The following is a 14,735-nucleotide window of genomic DNA, read 5'->3' as shown; positions in this document are numbered from 1 at the left end:
AATGACTCCACCAGTGAAATGCGTATCAGGTTTTTAGGAGCGTTGTAATGCCTGACATCTATCACTTCTTCCAACAGCTGGTTAATGGCCTGACCATTGGCAGCACGTATGCCCTGATCGCCATCGGCTATACGATGGTTTACGGCATCATTGGAATGATCAACTTCGCCCACGGCGAGGTGTACATGATCGGTTCCTACGTGGCGTTCATCGCTATCGCCGGGCTGGCCATGATGGGAATCGACAACGTCCCGCTGTTGATGACCGCCGCGTTCATCGCGAGCATCGTCGTCACCAGTTCCTACGGTTACAGCATCGAACGGATCGCCTACCGCCCCCTGCGCGGCAGCAACCGTCTGATCCCGCTGATTTCCGCAATCGGTATGTCGATCTTCCTGCAGAACACGGTTCTGCTCGCGCAAGACTCCAAGGACAAATCCATCCCCAACCTGATCCCCGGCAACTTCTCCATCGGGCCAGGTGGTGCACATGAAGTGCTGATTTCCTACATGCAAATCGTGGTGTTCGTGGTGACCCTGATCGCCATGCTCGGCCTCACGCTGTTCATCTCCCGCTCTCGCCTGGGGCGCGCCTGCCGCGCCTGCGCCGAAGACATCAAGATGGCCAACCTGCTGGGCATCAACACCAACAACATCATCGCCCTGACCTTCGTCATCGGTGCTGCGCTGGCAGCCGTCGCCGCTGTGCTGCTGAGCATGCAGTACGGCGTGATCAACCCCAACGCCGGTTTCCTCGTCGGCCTCAAGGCCTTCACCGCTGCGGTACTCGGCGGGATCGGCAGCATCCCCGGCGCCATGCTGGGCGGGCTGGTGCTTGGGGTGGCGGAAGCCTTTGGCGCCGATATCTTCGGCGACCAGTACAAGGACGTCGTGGCTTTCGGCTTGTTGGTTCTGGTGCTGTTGTTCCGTCCGACCGGCATTCTGGGCCGTCCGGAGGTTGAGAAGGTATGACTAAAAATCTTAAGCAAGCACTCTTCAGTGCGCTCTTGGTTTGGGCGGTTGCGTATCCGGTACTCGGTCTGAAACTGACCATCGTCGGCATCAACCTCGAAGTGCACGGCACCAGCCCGGCCATTCTGGCGACCATCGCCGTGTGCTCGGTGCTGATGTTCCTGCGCGTGCTGTTCAACCAGCAGATCAGCAAGGCGTGGAAATCCTCGCCGGGCCTGCCGTTGATCCCGGCCAAAGCCAGCAACTTCCTGACCCTGCCGACCACGCAACGCTACATCATCATTGCGCTGATCCTCGGTGCACTGGTGTGGCCGTTCTTCGGCTCCCGTGGTGCGGTGGACATCGCCACGCTGATCCTGATCTACGTGATGCTCGGCCTCGGTCTGAACATCGTCGTCGGTCTGGCCGGTCTGCTTGACCTGGGTTACGTCGGCTTCTACGCCGTCGGCGCCTACAGCTACGCGCTGCTGTCGCACTACTACGGCCTGAGCTTCTGGATCTGCCTGCCGATTGCCGGCCTGATGGCGGCGACGTTCGGCTTCCTGCTGGGCTTCCCCGTGTTGCGTCTGCGCGGTGACTATCTGGCGATCGTGACCCTGGGTTTCGGCGAAATCATTCGTCTGTTCCTGCGTAACCTGACCGACATCACCGGTGGCCCGAACGGCATTAGCAACATCGAGAAACCGACGTTCTTCGGCCTGACCTTCGAACGTAAAGCGGCGGAAGGCATGCAAACCTTCCACGAGTATTTCGGCCTCGAATACAACTCGATCAACAAGGTGATCTTCCTCTACCTGGTTGCCCTGTTGCTGGCACTGGCAGCGCTGTTCATCATCAACCGCCTGCTGCGCATGCCGATCGGCCGTGCGTGGGAAGCGCTGCGTGAAGACGAAATCGCCTGCCGTGCACTGGGTCTGAATCCGACGATCATCAAGCTGTCGGCGTTCACCCTGGGTGCGAGCTTCGCCGGTTTCGCTGGTAGCTTCTTCGCTGCCCGTCAGGGTCTGGTGACGCCGGAATCGTTCACCTTCATCGAGTCGGCGATCATCCTCGCCATCGTCGTGCTGGGTGGCATGGGCTCGCAACTGGGCGTGATTCTCGCGGCCGTGGTGATGATCCTGTTGCCGGAAATGATGCGTGAGTTCAGCGAATACCGGATGTTGATGTTCGGTGCGCTGATGGTGTTGATGATGATCTGGCGTCCACAAGGTCTGCTGCCGATGCAACGCCCACACATGGAGTTGCGAAAATGAGCCGCGAGATCCTTAAAGTCGAAAACCTGAGCATGCGCTTCGGCGGCTTGCTGGCGGTCAATGGCGTGGCCCTGACCGTCAAGGAAAAACAAGTGGTGGCGCTGATCGGGCCGAACGGCGCGGGCAAGACCACCGTGTTCAACTGCCTGACCGGTTTCTACCAGCCATCGGGCGGCAGCATCCTGCTGGACGGCGAGCCGATCCAGGGCCTGCCGGGGCACAAGATCGCCCTCAAGGGCGTGGTGCGCACCTTCCAGAACGTGCGGTTGTTCAAGGACATGACGGCGGTCGAGAACCTGTTGATCGCCCAGCACCGTCACCTGAACACCAACTTCCTGTCCGGCCTGTTCAAGACCCCGGCGTTCCGCAAGAGCGAACGCGAGGCCATGGAATACGCCGAATACTGGCTGGAAAAGGTCAACCTGAAAGAGTTCGCCAACCGTACCGCCGGCACCCTGGCCTACGGTCAGCAACGACGTCTGGAAATCGCCCGCTGCATGATGACCCGTCCGCGGATCCTCATGCTCGACGAACCGGCCGCCGGTCTGAACCCGAAGGAAACCGAAGACCTCAAGGCGCTGATCAGCGTACTGCGTGAAGAGCACAACGTCACCGTGCTGCTGATCGAACACGACATGAAACTGGTCATGAGCATTTCCGACCACATCGTCGTGATCAACCAGGGCACACCTCTGGCTGACGGTACGCCGGAACAGATCCGCGACAATCCTGAAGTGATCAAAGCCTACCTGGGGGAAGCGTAAATGCTGCAGTTCGAAAACGTTTCCACCTTTTACGGCAAGATCCAGGCCCTGCACAGCGTCAACGTCGAAGTCCGCCAGGGCGAGATCGTGACCCTGATCGGTGCCAACGGTGCCGGCAAGTCCACGCTGCTGATGACGCTTTGCGGTTCGCCGCAGGCGCACAGCGGCAGCATCCGCTACATGGGTGAGGAGCTGGTCGGCCAGGACTCGTCGCAGATCATGCGCAAGAGCATCGCCGTGGTGCCGGAAGGTCGTCGGGTATTCGCCCGGCTGACCGTCGAAGAGAACCTGTCCATGGGCGGCTTCTTCACCGACAAGGGCGACTATCAGGAGCAGATGGACAAGGTCCTCGGCCTGTTCCCGCGCCTGAAAGAACGCTTCAACCAGCGCGGCGGCACCATGTCCGGCGGCGAACAGCAGATGCTCGCCATCGGCCGAGCGCTGATGAGCAAGCCGAAACTGCTGCTGCTCGACGAGCCATCGCTGGGCCTGGCACCGATCATCATCCAGCAGATCTTCGACATCATCGAACAGCTGCGCAAGGACGGTGTAACGGTGTTCCTGGTCGAGCAGAACGCCAACCAGGCGCTGAAAATCGCTGACCGTGCGTACGTTCTGGAGAACGGTCGCGTGGTCATGCAAGGCACCGGTGAAGCGCTGCTGACCGACCCGAAAGTGCGCGAGGCGTACCTCGGCGGTTGATCCTTTTCGCTGAACAAAAAACGGCCTTCGGGCCGTTTTTTTTGTGCCTGGCAGATAGATTGAATCCAACACAGATCCCCTGTGGGAGCGGGCTTGCTCGCGAAAGCGGTGCGTCATTCAGCAAATGGGCTGACTGAAACTCCCTCTTCGCGAGCAGGCTCGCTCCCACAGGGAAGATTTATAGCAACCGCTTAGTACGGGTTGCAGTGTTGGGCTACAGCGGTGGCCTGATCGACATAAGGCCGTGCCGGCTCAAGGTTCCACTCAGGCTTGTTCCTCACAGGCTTGCCCTCGTAGGTAGCTGCCAGATGGCAGACCATCTGCCGCCGCAATGACCCGCCATTGACGCTGTACTCACGCCATTGCGCATCGTCCTTGTGCTTGTTGTACAGCTCGGCAAACATCCGGTCGGTCTGGTCGTCCTTGATCGCCCGACCACACGCGGTCGGTACTACCGAGAGCGACCAGGTCTTCGGCCCCAGTTTCGGATCGGGACGCTGTACCCAGGTGCTGGACTCGATGTACTTGTCGCAGAATTTCGGTTCTGTCGGCGTCGAGGTCTGGATGCACGAGAAAGAGGCCTTGGCCACCGGCGTTCTCGGGAAGTCGATCTTGATGATGTTGCGATCCTTGCCGGTCTTGGCCTTGTAATCCTTTTGATTGGCCAAGGCATCATTCAAGCCGCGCTGATCGCTGTAGAAAAACGCCAGAATCGGCAGTTCATCGGTTTTCGGATTGCCCAGGCGCAGCTCCGTCTGAGTCTGAAACTCGCGACTGTTGATGACTTTGCGCGCGCCCATGAAGTTACGAAAGGCGTCGACCCGCTCCTTGCTGCTCATCGGATTGCGCATGTTGAAACCGCACTGCAACTGGTCCTGCTGGCGATTGTTGTTGTACTGGGTGAAGTGCGCCACCCAGGCATTCGGACTCGTGATAGGTGGCTTCATGGCCTGGCAGACTGCCTCGGTCGGGGCGGTGTTCTTGTTGTCGCCACAGCCACGATCGTTGCGAAAGTCGGTCCAGGCATCGTTGGGAAACGCGCAATAGACATGCACCGGCGTCTCGGGGTCTTTCACCAGATCCCGTGGCGTAATCAGGTAGCCGTTCTGCGTGCTCATGCCAGGGTCTTCATAACTGATGCCGTCGGCGCGCATGAACGAGGCGGCAAACGTGCCCAGCTCCACGGCTTTCGGGCTGGGGTTCCAGACGTCCCACTTTTGCCCCTTGGCCGGATCGGCCCGGTGCGTGCCGCGCACCAGCAGCCCCGAGCAGTCCGAGGCGGGGTCCTGACCGCAACTGTCGACGGTATTGTTGTAGAGTTTTTCAACCTTCCTCAGCGTTTCCTCGCATGACTCGGCATTGGCCCATGCCGCATGCACCAACAGCGGCAACACGAGCAACGGGGCGATCCTGTTCAGACGTTTCTTCATGGCTTGCATCTCCTTGATTAGCCAACACACTCAACGCGGGACCGGGTTGCAACCCGCGGCGCGAGTCTCGCTGTCCGACAACGCTGGCCTGAACGGTTCCAGATTCCATGGCGTCTTGTTGCGGTAATTGACCAGCACGCAGCGCAGTTGCTGACGCATGCTGCCAGCGGACTTTTCGTTGTCGCGCCAGTTGCTGTCCGGCCCCTTGAGGGCGAACAACTGATCGTACAGAGCGCCGACCTGCTCACCGGGCAAGGCGCGCCCCGCCGCGGTGGGCACGATGCTCAGGCTCCATTCATCCTTGCGGGTGCCGGGGTCGTAACGTTTGATCCAGTCGGCGGAGGCGATGTATTGCGGCACCGGGGCCCCACCCACCACCATTTCGGCGATCGCCTGATCGGCAGCGACATAGCTGAAACGCTGTTCGGCTGGCTTGGTGAAGTCCAGACGCAGGATCGGCACGCTGTAGCCCTGGGCCTGGAGTTTTTTCTGGAAATTGCGCGCGCTGTTCAGACCGTTCTCCGGTTTCGGCGGCGCCTGATCACCGCGGGTGGCGAAATTCTGCGTGCTGTTGACGTTGTAGATGAAGGCATCGATGTACTTCATGTTTTCGCTGCCATCGTTGCTCGCGGTGGCGTTCTTCAACATGAATTCGTTGACCTGGGCACTGAAGGCAAAGGGGTCCTTGTTGGTGGTGTTCGGGCGCGACTCGTGCACGCGGATCATCGCGTGCCAGTCGCTGGGTTTTTCCGCGTTCCACGAACATTGGCTGTACTGAATCGGCCCCTTCATCAGCCCGGTGTATTTCTGCGTCCACTGCTCGGCGGTGGTGACACCGGCCTCGTCACAGGTGCCGTATGCCAGCGCGGCATTGCGATTGTTCAGCGTGCCTTGCGCCGCACGCGGCGGTTCGCGGCTGTCGAAGAAACCGCAGCCATACCATTTGCGCTCCGGCCCGGTGCCGCCATCAAACGCATAGATGCAGGTGAAACCCTGCTCTTTGACCGGCAGCTTCAACGCCGCCGCATCGGTGGGTGTGCGCAGGATGAAACCGGCCGGATGAATCAGAATCCGCGTGCTCAGATCCTTGCGGATCCACGAGTAGGACGTCGCGCCGATCTTGATCGCATAGGGGCTGTAATCCCACGGATTGAACGGCCCGTCATTGACCATGCGCAAGGTCACGCCGCTGCAGTAATACAGCCCGCGCGCAGCACCGGTATCGGGTTCCTGGCAGCTGTTCTTGAGGGTGTTGTAATTACTGTTGATGCGTTTGAGCGTGTCCAGCGGATCAACCTGCGTCTGGGCGCAAACCGTGCCAAACAGCAAGGGCAGCGTGCAGGCGAGCGCAAAAGATGAAGTCCTGCGCAATAGCGCAGCGCGGGCTGAGCGATCCTTCGTCATGAGATACCGTCCTGGTAAATCGGCCTGTCAGAGTGGCCGTTGAAATGACTATAGAACAGGCGAGAGTGAACACAATCCAGTGTGGGAGCGGGCTTGCTCGCGAAGGCGTAGTGTCAGACGCCATTGATGTTTGATGACACACCGCCTTCGCGAGCAAGCCCGCTCCCACAGTGGATTGCAGTGTTCGAAAATCTTTTCGAAAAAACTTTGCACTGCGCTGTAACGCATCGCCATGAGCGTTCTCTAGTGGGGTAAGCAAGCGCACTTCGCTTGTAAAACCCAAGCTCAAATCTGGAGAAACATCATGACTGCTACCACTCGCACCCTGTCCGCCGCGGCACTGGTTCTGGCTCTTGGTTCCGCCCTGAGCATGACTGCCGTTTCCAGCGCCAATGCCGCCGACAACAGCAACATGGAAAAATGCTTCGGCGTGGCCATGAAGGGTCACAACGATTGCGCCGCGGGCGCGGGCACTACCTGTGCCGGCACAGCGAAGATGGACTACCAGGCCAATTCGTGGAAGTTCGTGCCGAAAGGCACCTGCACCACCACCGAGAGCAAGACCTCGCCGACCGGTTTCGGTCAGATGGAAGCCTTCAAAGCCAAGTCCTGATCCATTGCCTGCCCGAGTGACGCCCATGTTCACCACCAACGAACCTGTCCCACCGCGCACTCGGGCAGCCCTCTGCGGGCTCCCGCCCCGCGCGGGGCTGGGGCTCAAGACCGGGCACTTTGTTGAAGTGCTCGGCACCCAACCGGACATCGGTTTCTTTGAAGTCCACGCCGAAAACTACATGGTCGACGGCGGTCCGTTTCATCATTTTCTCGGCTTGATCCGCGAGCAGTATCCGCTGTCGCTGCACGGTGTCGGGCTGTCCATCGGGGCCGAAGGGCCACTGGACGTTCAGCACCTGCAACGCCTGCAAACACTGATCGAGCGCTATCAACCGCAAGCCTTTTCCGAACACCTGGCCTGGTCGAGCCACGGCCCGGTGTTCCTCAATGACCTGCTGCCGCTGGCGTATGACACGCCGACGCTGAACCGCGTCTGCGAACACATCGATCAAGTGCAGAACAGCCTCAAGCGGCCGATGCTGCTGGAGAATCCAGCGACCTATCTCGGCTTCGAACGCTCGACCATCGATGAGCCGGAGTTCATTACCGAGGTGATCCGCCGCAGCGGCTGCGGTTTGCTGCTCGACGTCAACAACGTCTACGTCTCGTGCGTCAATCATCAACGCGATCCACTGACCTACCTCGACGCGCTGCCGTTGCACGCGGTTGGCGAGATTCATCTGGCCGGGTTCGCCGAAGACGCCGACAGCCTCGGCGACCGCTTGCTGATCGATGATCACGGCGCGCCGATTGATGACGCGGTCTGGGCGCTATACCGACAGGCGCTCGAACGCGTTGGCCCGGTGGCAACCTTGATCGAGCGGGACAATCAGGTCCCGGCGTTCAATGTGCTGCTGGCCGAGGCGCAGCAGGCCGAAGCGTTGTTGCTGCACGCTGGGAGTCGGCCATGAGCACGCAAGCCGACTTCAGCGCCGCCCTGCTCGACACTCGCCTACCCTGCCCCGCCGGCCTGTGCAGCGCCAACGGTGCCGATCCTGCCAGCCGATTCTCGGTGTATCGCAATAACGTGCAAGGTTCGTTGATCAACGCGCTGGCCGACAGTTATCCGGTGGTGCAGCAGTTGGTCGGCGAGGAATTCTTCCGTGGCATGGCCGGCATATTCATCCAGCAGCAGCCGCCGCACAGTCCGTTGATGAGCCGTTACGGCGACGGTCTGGCGGACTTCATTGACGCATTCGAAGCGGCGGCCGAGGTGCCGTATCTGGCCGATGTCGCACGGCTCGAACGCTTGCGCACCCGCGCTTATCACGCCGCCGATGCCGCGACGGTCAGTGCGCAACAGATCAGCGCTGCACTGGCCGATCCGCAAACACTCGCCGAACTGGACATCCCCCTGCATCCCTCGCTGCACCTGCTCGATTCGGCTTACGCGGTGGTTTCGATCTGGGCGGCGCATCAAGGAGAAGCGACGCTGGCAGGCATCGACATCCATCAAGGGCAACACGCACTGGTGCTGCGCAACACTCTGGAGGTCGAGGTGTTTGCCCTCGATCACGGCGCCAGCGTGTTCATCCGCCATCTGCTCAACCACCGACCGCTGCTGCAAGCGGCGCAAGACAGTCCACCTTTCGATCTGCCGCAGACCCTCGCCCTGCTGATCGGCCACAACGCCATCACCGACCTGAACACCAAGGTATCGCCATGAACAACCTCATCACTCGCGCCATCGGATTAATGGAAAAAATCCCCCACAGCCTGATCGCCTTCATCGCGCGGTTCTCGATTGCCGCGGTGTTCTGGAAGTCCGGGCAGACCAAGGTCGAGGGGCTGGCCATCGACTTGATCGACGGCACCTTGCAACTCGGCTGGCCACATTTGGCGGACTCGACGATTCCGTTGTTCCAGAGCGAATACCACGTACCGCTGCTGTCACCGGAAATCACCGCGCACATGGCGGCGTTTGCCGAACACTTCTTTCCGGTGCTGATATTGATCGGCTTCGCCACGAGGTTTTCGGCGCTGGCGCTGCTGGGCATGACGCTGGTCATCGAGGTGTTCGTCTATCCCGATGCCTACCCGACCCACGGCACCTGGGCGGCAGTGTTGCTGTACCTGATGGCGACCGGGCCGGGGAAATTGTCGATCGATCACATGATCGCTCACCGCTTCGTAAAATAAAAAATCCATGTGGGAGCGAGCCTGCTCGCGAATGCGGTTTCACAGTCACTCCATGTGTTGACTGAACCAACGCATTCGCGAGCAGGCTCGCTCCCACAGAAGAATTAGACTCAGCGCTGAAGGCGATCCAGCGCCTCGCCGCTGCGTTTGAACCAGCCAATCAGATAATCCGCCAGCACCTGCGTGCGCTTGGGCAAGCCGCCCTGATAGGGATGCACCAGATACATCGGCATCCGCCGCGTCTGAAAATCGCGCAGCAGCCAGCGCAACCGGCCATCAGCCAACTCCGTTTGCAGCAGGTACGACGGCAACCGAGCGATACCGGCGCCGGCCAGTGCGGCTTTCTTCAGCAGGTTGTAATGGTTGCTGGCGAACGGCCCCGACACCCGCACCCGCAGCAATTCGTGCTGTTGGTGATACAGCCATTCCTCGCGGCCACTGTAGTGGCTGTTGAGCAGGCAACGGTGTTCGGCCAGCTCCTGCGGGGTCAGCGGTTCGCCGAACTGCGCTAGATAGGCCGGGCTGGCGCAGGTCATTTCCTGCCAAGCCAGCAGCGGCTTGGCCACCAGCCGCTCGTCATTGGCCACCTCGGAGCGAATCGCCAGATCGAAGCCATCCCGGGACAGGTCGCGATAGTGGTTGTTCAGCTCCAGCTCGATCTGCACCTCGGGGTATTGCTGCGAGAACTCCACCAGCACGCCATCGAAAAACGTTTCCCCCAGCGACACCGGCACCGTCATCCGCACCGGCCCGGCCATGTCGTCTTTCAAACGCGCCAATGCCTGCCGCGCGCGCTCCACCTGAACGACCAGCGCTTGCGCCTGCGGCAGCAAAGCGGCGCCGGCGGCAGTCAGGCTCAGACGGCGCGTCGTGCGTTGCAGCAGCACCACGGAAAACTGTGCTTCCAACTGGCTGATGCGCTTGGACAACTGGCCCTTGCTGCAACCCAGTTGCTGCGCCGCCAGGGTAAAGCTGCCGGCCTCGATCAACACCGCAAACGCCGCCAGATCATCCATTTCACTCATGGATTGTTTCCATTTGAAAACCAAAGGTTGCCTATTAGTGCGCTTATCCGCAGAAAAAACCACTCTAGACTGAACCTCGTTCAACCCATTGAGGAACAGTCCCATGAAGATTCTGTTGATCGGTGCTGCCGGCACCATCGGTTCGGCCGTGGATAAAGAGCTGAGCCAGCGTCACGAAGTGATTCGCATCGGTCGCAGCAGCGGCGACTTCCAGGTGGACATCAGCGACAGCGCCTCGATTCGCAAACTGTTCGAGCAGACCGGCAAGTTCGACGCGCTGATCTGCGCCGCCGGTAACGTGACCTTCGCCCCACTCGGCGAGATGAACGCTGACAGTTTCGCTTTGGGCCTGAAAGACAAGCTGATGGGCCAGGTCAACCTGCTGCTGATCGGCCGCGAATACGCCAACGACGGTGCCTCGTTCACCTTCACCACCGGCGTGCTCAGCCACGACCCGATCCGTACCGGCGCCTCGGCGGCACTGGTCAACGGCGCTCTGGACAGCTTCGTCAAAGCCGTCGCCATCGAATTGCCGCGTGGCCTGCGCATCAACTCGATCAGCCCGACCGTGCTGCTGGAAGCGATGGGCAGCTATGCCGCGTACTTCCGCGGCTACAAGCCGGTTCCGGCAGCCGATGTGGCATTGGCCTACGCGAAAAGTGTCGAAGGCCTGCAAACCGGTCAGACCTTTCACGTGGGCTAAACCCTTGTGATCAACGGTCAGCCTGCGTAACGTGGCGGCACTTGTCTGGAGAGCCGAAGATGCGTGTTGCCCGTTCGTTGATCGTTGTTGCCCTGCTGCCGTTGTTCGCCGCCTGCCAATTTCTCGATGGCCCGCGTGAAAGCGCGTCCCACGTCGGGCAATCCCGAATGCAGGGGCAGTTGACGGCAGCCGACGGCAAACTGGTGTTCCAGCCGTGTGGCGAACAGCGTCAGTACGTGGTCAACGACATCGGCGGCACCAGCGTGCTGCAAGAGGCTGCGACCCTCGCCGATCAGCAGGGCAAGCTGTTTGCCGATGTGCGCGGCAAGCTCGTCGGTGACCGCCTCGACCTCGGCCAGTTGTATCGCGTCGAGCGTTCCGGCACCGCGTGCGATGACCCGAATTTCAAACTGTTGATCCTGCGTGCCGCCGGCCACGGTCCCGAATGGAACGTCAAAGTCAGCGGCAAGGGCATGGTCATCGACCGCGAAGGCCAGCCGGCACTGGCCGTGCCGTATGTCGAGGAGCAACTGGGCGACGGCCGCTTCAACCTGAGCAGCGAAGCCAACAACCAGCGCATCGAGTTGTGGGTCGCGCCGCAGCGCTGCGTCGACAGCAGCACCGGCAGCGTGCAGCACATGAGCGCCGAGCTGCGCATCGACGGCAAGGTCGAGCGTGGTTGCGGGTATTTCGGCGGATCGCGCAACGACTGAGCGTTTTAGCCTCACCGGATCCGGCCTTTGCGGCTTATAATCGCGGCCTTCAAACGCCTTGGCGCAGTTGTGCGCCCCGCGAATCCGGATCCTCGCCATGTTACGAATCACCGAACTCAAGCTGCCAATCGACCATCCCGAAGAAGACCTGCGTGCCGCCATCGTGCAGCGCCTGGGCATCGCCAGCGATGACTTGCTCGATTTCACCTTGTTCAAGCGCAGCTACGACGCGCGCAAAAAGTCCTCCGAACTGTGCTTCATCTACACCATCGACCTCACCGTACGCGACGAGGCCAAGGTGCTGGGCAAGTTCGCCGACGACCGTAACGTCAACGTGGCGCCGGATGTCAGCTACAAATTCGTCGGTCAGGCGCCGAGCGACCTGAGCCAGCGCCCGATCGTGGTCGGTTTCGGCCCGTGCGGGATTTTCGCCGGCCTGCTGCTGGCGCAGATGGGCTTCAAACCGATCATCCTTGAACGCGGCACCGAAGTTCGTCAGCGCACCAAGGACACCTGGGGCCTGTGGCGTAAAAGCGTGCTCAACCCCGAGTCCAACGTGCAGTTCGGCGAAGGCGGCGCGGGCACGTTCTCCGACGGCAAGCTGTACAGCCAGATCAAGGATCCGAAGTTCCTTGGCCGCAAAGTCCTGCACGAGTTCGTCAAGGCCGGTGCGCCGGAAGAGATTCTCTACGTCAGCAAACCGCACATCGGTACGTTCCGTCTGACCGGCATGGTCGAGACCATGCGTGAAGAGATCCGCGCCCTGGGTGGCGAAGTACGCTTCCAGGAACGCGTCACCGACGTGCTGATCGAAGACGGTCAACTGGTCGGCGTCGAGCTGGCGAGCGGTGAAACCCTGCATTCGAAACACGTGGTTCTGGCCCTCGGCCACAGTGCCCGCGACACCTTCCGCATGCTTCACAGCCGTGGCGTGTTCATGGAAGCCAAGCCGTTCTCGGTGGGTTTCCGCATCGAGCACCCGCAATCGCTGATCGACCGTGCGCGGCTGGGCAAGTACGCCGGCCACCCGAAGCTGGGCGCCGCCGACTACAAACTGGTGCACCACGCCAAGAACGGCCGTTCGGTCTACAGCTTCTGCATGTGCCCGGGCGGCACCGTGGTGGCGGCGACTTCCGAGCCGAACCGCGTGGTCACCAACGGCATGAGCCAGTACTCGCGTAACGAGCGCAACGCCAACTCCGGGATCGTCGTCGGCATCACCCCGGAAGTCGATTACCCGGGCGGCCCGCTGGCCGGGATCGAGTTGCAGGAGCGTCTGGAATCCCACGCGTTCATCCTCGGCGGCAGCGACTACAAGGCCCCGGCGCAACTGGTCGGCGACTTCATCAACGGCACCCCGTCCACCGAACTGGGCGAAGTCGAGCCGTCGTACAAACCGGGCGTGGCCCTGGGCGACCTGGCCTTGGCGCTGCCGGACTTTGCCATCGAAGCGATTCGTGAAGCGTTGCCGGCGTTCGAGAAACAGATTCGCGGCTACTCGCTGCACGACGCGGTGTTGACCGGGATCGAAACCCGTACCTCGTCGCCGCTGCGCATCACGCGTAACGAATCGCTGCAGAGCATGAACGTCAAAGGTCTGTTCCCGGCGGGTGAAGGTGCGGGTTATGCCGGTGGCATTCTGTCGGCGGGTGTGGACGGGATTCGGATTGCGGAAGCTGTGGCGCGCGATATTCTCGGTTTGGAAGCCTGATACCTCTGTTTTGAAGTAACACCAACCTCCTGTGGGAGCGGGCTTGCTCGCGAATGCGGTGGGTCAGTCGACGACAATGTTGACTGACCCACCGCATTCGCGAGCAAGCCCGCTCCCACATTGGTTTCCGAGTCTGGCTTTAGATATTTGCCCGCAGCACTGTGGTTGGCAGCGCCTCACCCCGTTCGGCACTCGCCGCCACCGCCGCAATCAATCCCTCCAGCTCATAGCCCTGCGCCTTGAGCCACGTCTGATCGTAATAGGTGTCGGCATAACGCTCGCCGCCATCGCACAGAATCGCCACGATCGACCCCGACTCCCCCGCCGCTTTCATCTGCTGCGCCGCCATCAGCGCGCCGATCAGGTTGGTGCCGCTCGACCCGCCGACATGCCGTCCCAGACGCTGCGCCAGATAATGCATGGCCGCCAGCGACAAGGCGTCCGGCACCTTGACCATCGCATCGATGACCTTCGGCAGGAACGACGCCTCGACCCGTGGCCGGCCGATGCCTTCAATTCGTGAACCGCAGTCCAGACGCAGACTGGCGTCGCCAGTCTGGTAGTAATCGAAGAACACCGAGCGCTCGGCGTCGGCGCACAACACCCGGGTGCAATGCTGGCGATAACGCACGTAACGACCGAGGGTAGCGGTGGTGCCGCCGGTGCCGGGGCTGGAAATCAGCCAGCTCGGTTCCGGGTGTTTCTCGAAACGCATCTGCTGGAAGATCGACTCGGCGATGTTGTTGTTCGCCCGCCAGTCGGTGGCCCGCTCGGCGTAGGTGAACTGGTCAATGAAGTGGCCGCCATGCTCGCGGGCCAGACGTTCGGATTCGGCGTAAATCTGCGTCGGATCCTTCACCAGATGGCTCTGGCCACCGTAGAAGGCGATCTGCGCGATCTTCTCTTTCGAGGTGGTCGCCGGCATCACCGCAATGAACGGCAAACCGAGCATGCGCGCGAAATACGCTTCGGAAATCGCCGTCGAACCGCTGGACGCCTCGATCACCGGCGCGCCGGGTTTGAGCCAGCCGTTACACAATGCATACAGGAACAGCGAACGTGCCAGACGATGTTTGAGGCTGCCGGTGGGATGGCTCGACTCGTCCTTGAAATACAACTCGATGCCTGCAAACCCCGGCAGCGGCAAGGGGATCAGATGGGTGTCGGCGCTGCGCTGGAAGTCCGCTTCGATGATGCGGATGGCTTCGCGGGCCCACTGGCGGTTGTCGCTCATGGTCATGCTCTCGTTGAGTCGGGCAGGAGTAGCCTTGTCACAGGCTCAGTCCCCCAGCATAGGAAAAAACC

15 protein-coding genes are annotated in these 14,735 nt (G+C 61.0%); 11 read left to right on the top strand and 4 right to left on the bottom strand.

The features are described 5' to 3' along the window. The first annotated feature begins 47 nt into the window (after nucleotides 1-47). From livH to CRO59_RS04290, 4 genes are read left to right on the top strand one after another with little or no spacing between them, the layout of a single operon-like run. Nucleotides 48-971 carry a high-affinity branched-chain amino acid ABC transporter permease LivH gene (gene livH, locus CRO59_RS04305; protein WP_047601144.1) on the top strand — a complete coding sequence of 308 codons (924 nt, stop codon included), beginning with the start codon at nucleotides 48-50 and terminating at the stop codon, nucleotides 969-971. After that, on the top strand, nucleotides 968-2,224 hold the full coding sequence (locus CRO59_RS04300; RefSeq protein ID WP_096797533.1) for a high-affinity branched-chain amino acid ABC transporter permease LivM: 1,257 nt from the start codon (nucleotides 968-970) through the stop codon (nucleotides 2,222-2,224). Before livH ends, CRO59_RS04300 begins: the two co-directional genes overlap by 4 nt. Further along, complete coding sequence (gene livG, locus CRO59_RS04295; protein ID WP_007969480.1) at nucleotides 2,221-2,988, top strand: high-affinity branched-chain amino acid ABC transporter ATP-binding protein LivG; 768 nt, start codon at nucleotides 2,221-2,223, stop codon at nucleotides 2,986-2,988. The genes CRO59_RS04300 and livG overlap by 4 nt, the downstream gene beginning before the upstream one ends. Continuing rightward, nucleotides 2,989-3,690 (top strand): ABC transporter ATP-binding protein, encoded by a 702-nt coding sequence (locus tag CRO59_RS04290; protein ID WP_003222380.1) that lies wholly within the window; start codon nucleotides 2,989-2,991, stop codon nucleotides 3,688-3,690. A 191-nt stretch (nucleotides 3,691-3,881) separates the two neighbouring features. On the opposite strand, the gene CRO59_RS04285 is transcribed toward CRO59_RS04290, so the two are convergent. Both CRO59_RS04285 and CRO59_RS04280 read right to left on the bottom strand, forming a co-directional pair. Beyond that, the gene (locus CRO59_RS04285; RefSeq protein ID WP_097086581.1) at nucleotides 3,882-5,120 is read right to left on the bottom strand and encodes a DUF2599 domain-containing protein; all 1,239 of its coding nucleotides are present in this window, start codon (nucleotides 5,118-5,120) and stop codon (nucleotides 3,882-3,884) included. A 30-nt stretch (nucleotides 5,121-5,150) separates the two neighbouring features. Further along, complete coding sequence (locus CRO59_RS04280) at nucleotides 5,151-6,524, bottom strand: DUF2599 domain-containing protein (protein WP_097086579.1); 1,374 nt, start codon at nucleotides 6,522-6,524, stop codon at nucleotides 5,151-5,153. Nucleotides 6,525-6,828: 304 nt separating this feature from the next. Here CRO59_RS04280 and CRO59_RS04275 point away from each other — a divergent pair, with 304 nt between their 5' ends. The 4 genes from CRO59_RS04275 to CRO59_RS04260 are packed head-to-tail and all read left to right on the top strand — an operon-like array spanning nucleotide 6,829 to nucleotide 9,278. After that, the gene (locus CRO59_RS04275; protein WP_007969475.1) at nucleotides 6,829-7,137 is read left to right on the top strand and encodes a DUF2282 domain-containing protein; all 309 of its coding nucleotides are present in this window, start codon (nucleotides 6,829-6,831) and stop codon (nucleotides 7,135-7,137) included. A gap of 25 nt (nucleotides 7,138-7,162) precedes the next feature. Further along, nucleotides 7,163-8,050: a DUF692 domain-containing protein gene (locus CRO59_RS04270; RefSeq protein WP_097086577.1), complete on the top strand. Its 888-nt coding sequence runs from the start codon at nucleotides 7,163-7,165 to the stop codon at nucleotides 8,048-8,050. Continuing rightward, on the top strand, nucleotides 8,047-8,805 hold the full coding sequence (locus tag CRO59_RS04265) for a DNA-binding domain-containing protein (protein WP_097086575.1): 759 nt from the start codon (nucleotides 8,047-8,049) through the stop codon (nucleotides 8,803-8,805). Before CRO59_RS04270 ends, CRO59_RS04265 begins: the two co-directional genes overlap by 4 nt. Then, nucleotides 8,802-9,278 carry a DoxX family protein gene (locus CRO59_RS04260; RefSeq protein ID WP_097086573.1) on the top strand — a complete coding sequence of 159 codons (477 nt, stop codon included), beginning with the start codon at nucleotides 8,802-8,804 and terminating at the stop codon, nucleotides 9,276-9,278. The genes CRO59_RS04265 and CRO59_RS04260 overlap by 4 nt, the downstream gene beginning before the upstream one ends. Nucleotides 9,279-9,388: 110 nt before the next feature. Here CRO59_RS04260 and CRO59_RS04255 read toward each other — a convergent pair whose 3' ends face one another. Then, complete coding sequence (locus CRO59_RS04255) at nucleotides 9,389-10,303, bottom strand: LysR family transcriptional regulator (RefSeq protein ID WP_097086571.1); 915 nt, start codon at nucleotides 10,301-10,303, stop codon at nucleotides 9,389-9,391. A 103-nt stretch (nucleotides 10,304-10,406) separates the two neighbouring features. Here CRO59_RS04255 and CRO59_RS04250 point away from each other — a divergent pair, with 103 nt between their 5' ends. From CRO59_RS04250 to CRO59_RS04240, 3 genes are all read left to right on the top strand, one after another. Next, nucleotides 10,407-11,006 carry a short chain dehydrogenase gene (locus CRO59_RS04250; RefSeq protein ID WP_097086569.1) on the top strand — a complete coding sequence of 200 codons (600 nt, stop codon included), beginning with the start codon at nucleotides 10,407-10,409 and terminating at the stop codon, nucleotides 11,004-11,006. Nucleotides 11,007-11,065: 59 nt separating this feature from the next. Continuing rightward, complete coding sequence (locus tag CRO59_RS04245) at nucleotides 11,066-11,719, top strand: COG3650 family protein (protein WP_097086567.1); 654 nt, start codon at nucleotides 11,066-11,068, stop codon at nucleotides 11,717-11,719. A 97-nt stretch (nucleotides 11,720-11,816) separates the two neighbouring features. After that, nucleotides 11,817-13,430: an NAD(P)/FAD-dependent oxidoreductase gene (locus tag CRO59_RS04240; RefSeq protein ID WP_003222357.1), complete on the top strand. Its 1,614-nt coding sequence runs from the start codon at nucleotides 11,817-11,819 to the stop codon at nucleotides 13,428-13,430. Nucleotides 13,431-13,569: 139 nt separating this feature from the next. On the opposite strand, the gene CRO59_RS04235 is transcribed toward CRO59_RS04240, so the two are convergent. After that, a complete protein-coding gene (locus CRO59_RS04235; RefSeq protein WP_097086565.1) occupies nucleotides 13,570-14,664 on the bottom strand; it encodes a PLP-dependent cysteine synthase family protein in 1,095 nt (364 codons plus the stop codon). Between the last annotated feature and the right edge of the window lie 71 nt (nucleotides 14,665-14,735).

The sequence above is a fragment of the Pseudomonas sp. LAMO17WK12:I5 genome, assembly GCF_900215165.1.
GTDB classification, from domain to species: Bacteria; Pseudomonadota; Gammaproteobacteria; order Pseudomonadales; family Pseudomonadaceae; genus Aquipseudomonas; species Aquipseudomonas putida_A.
Note: the sequence above shows the minus strand (reverse complement) of the source record. Positions and strands in the feature narration are given on the sequence as shown.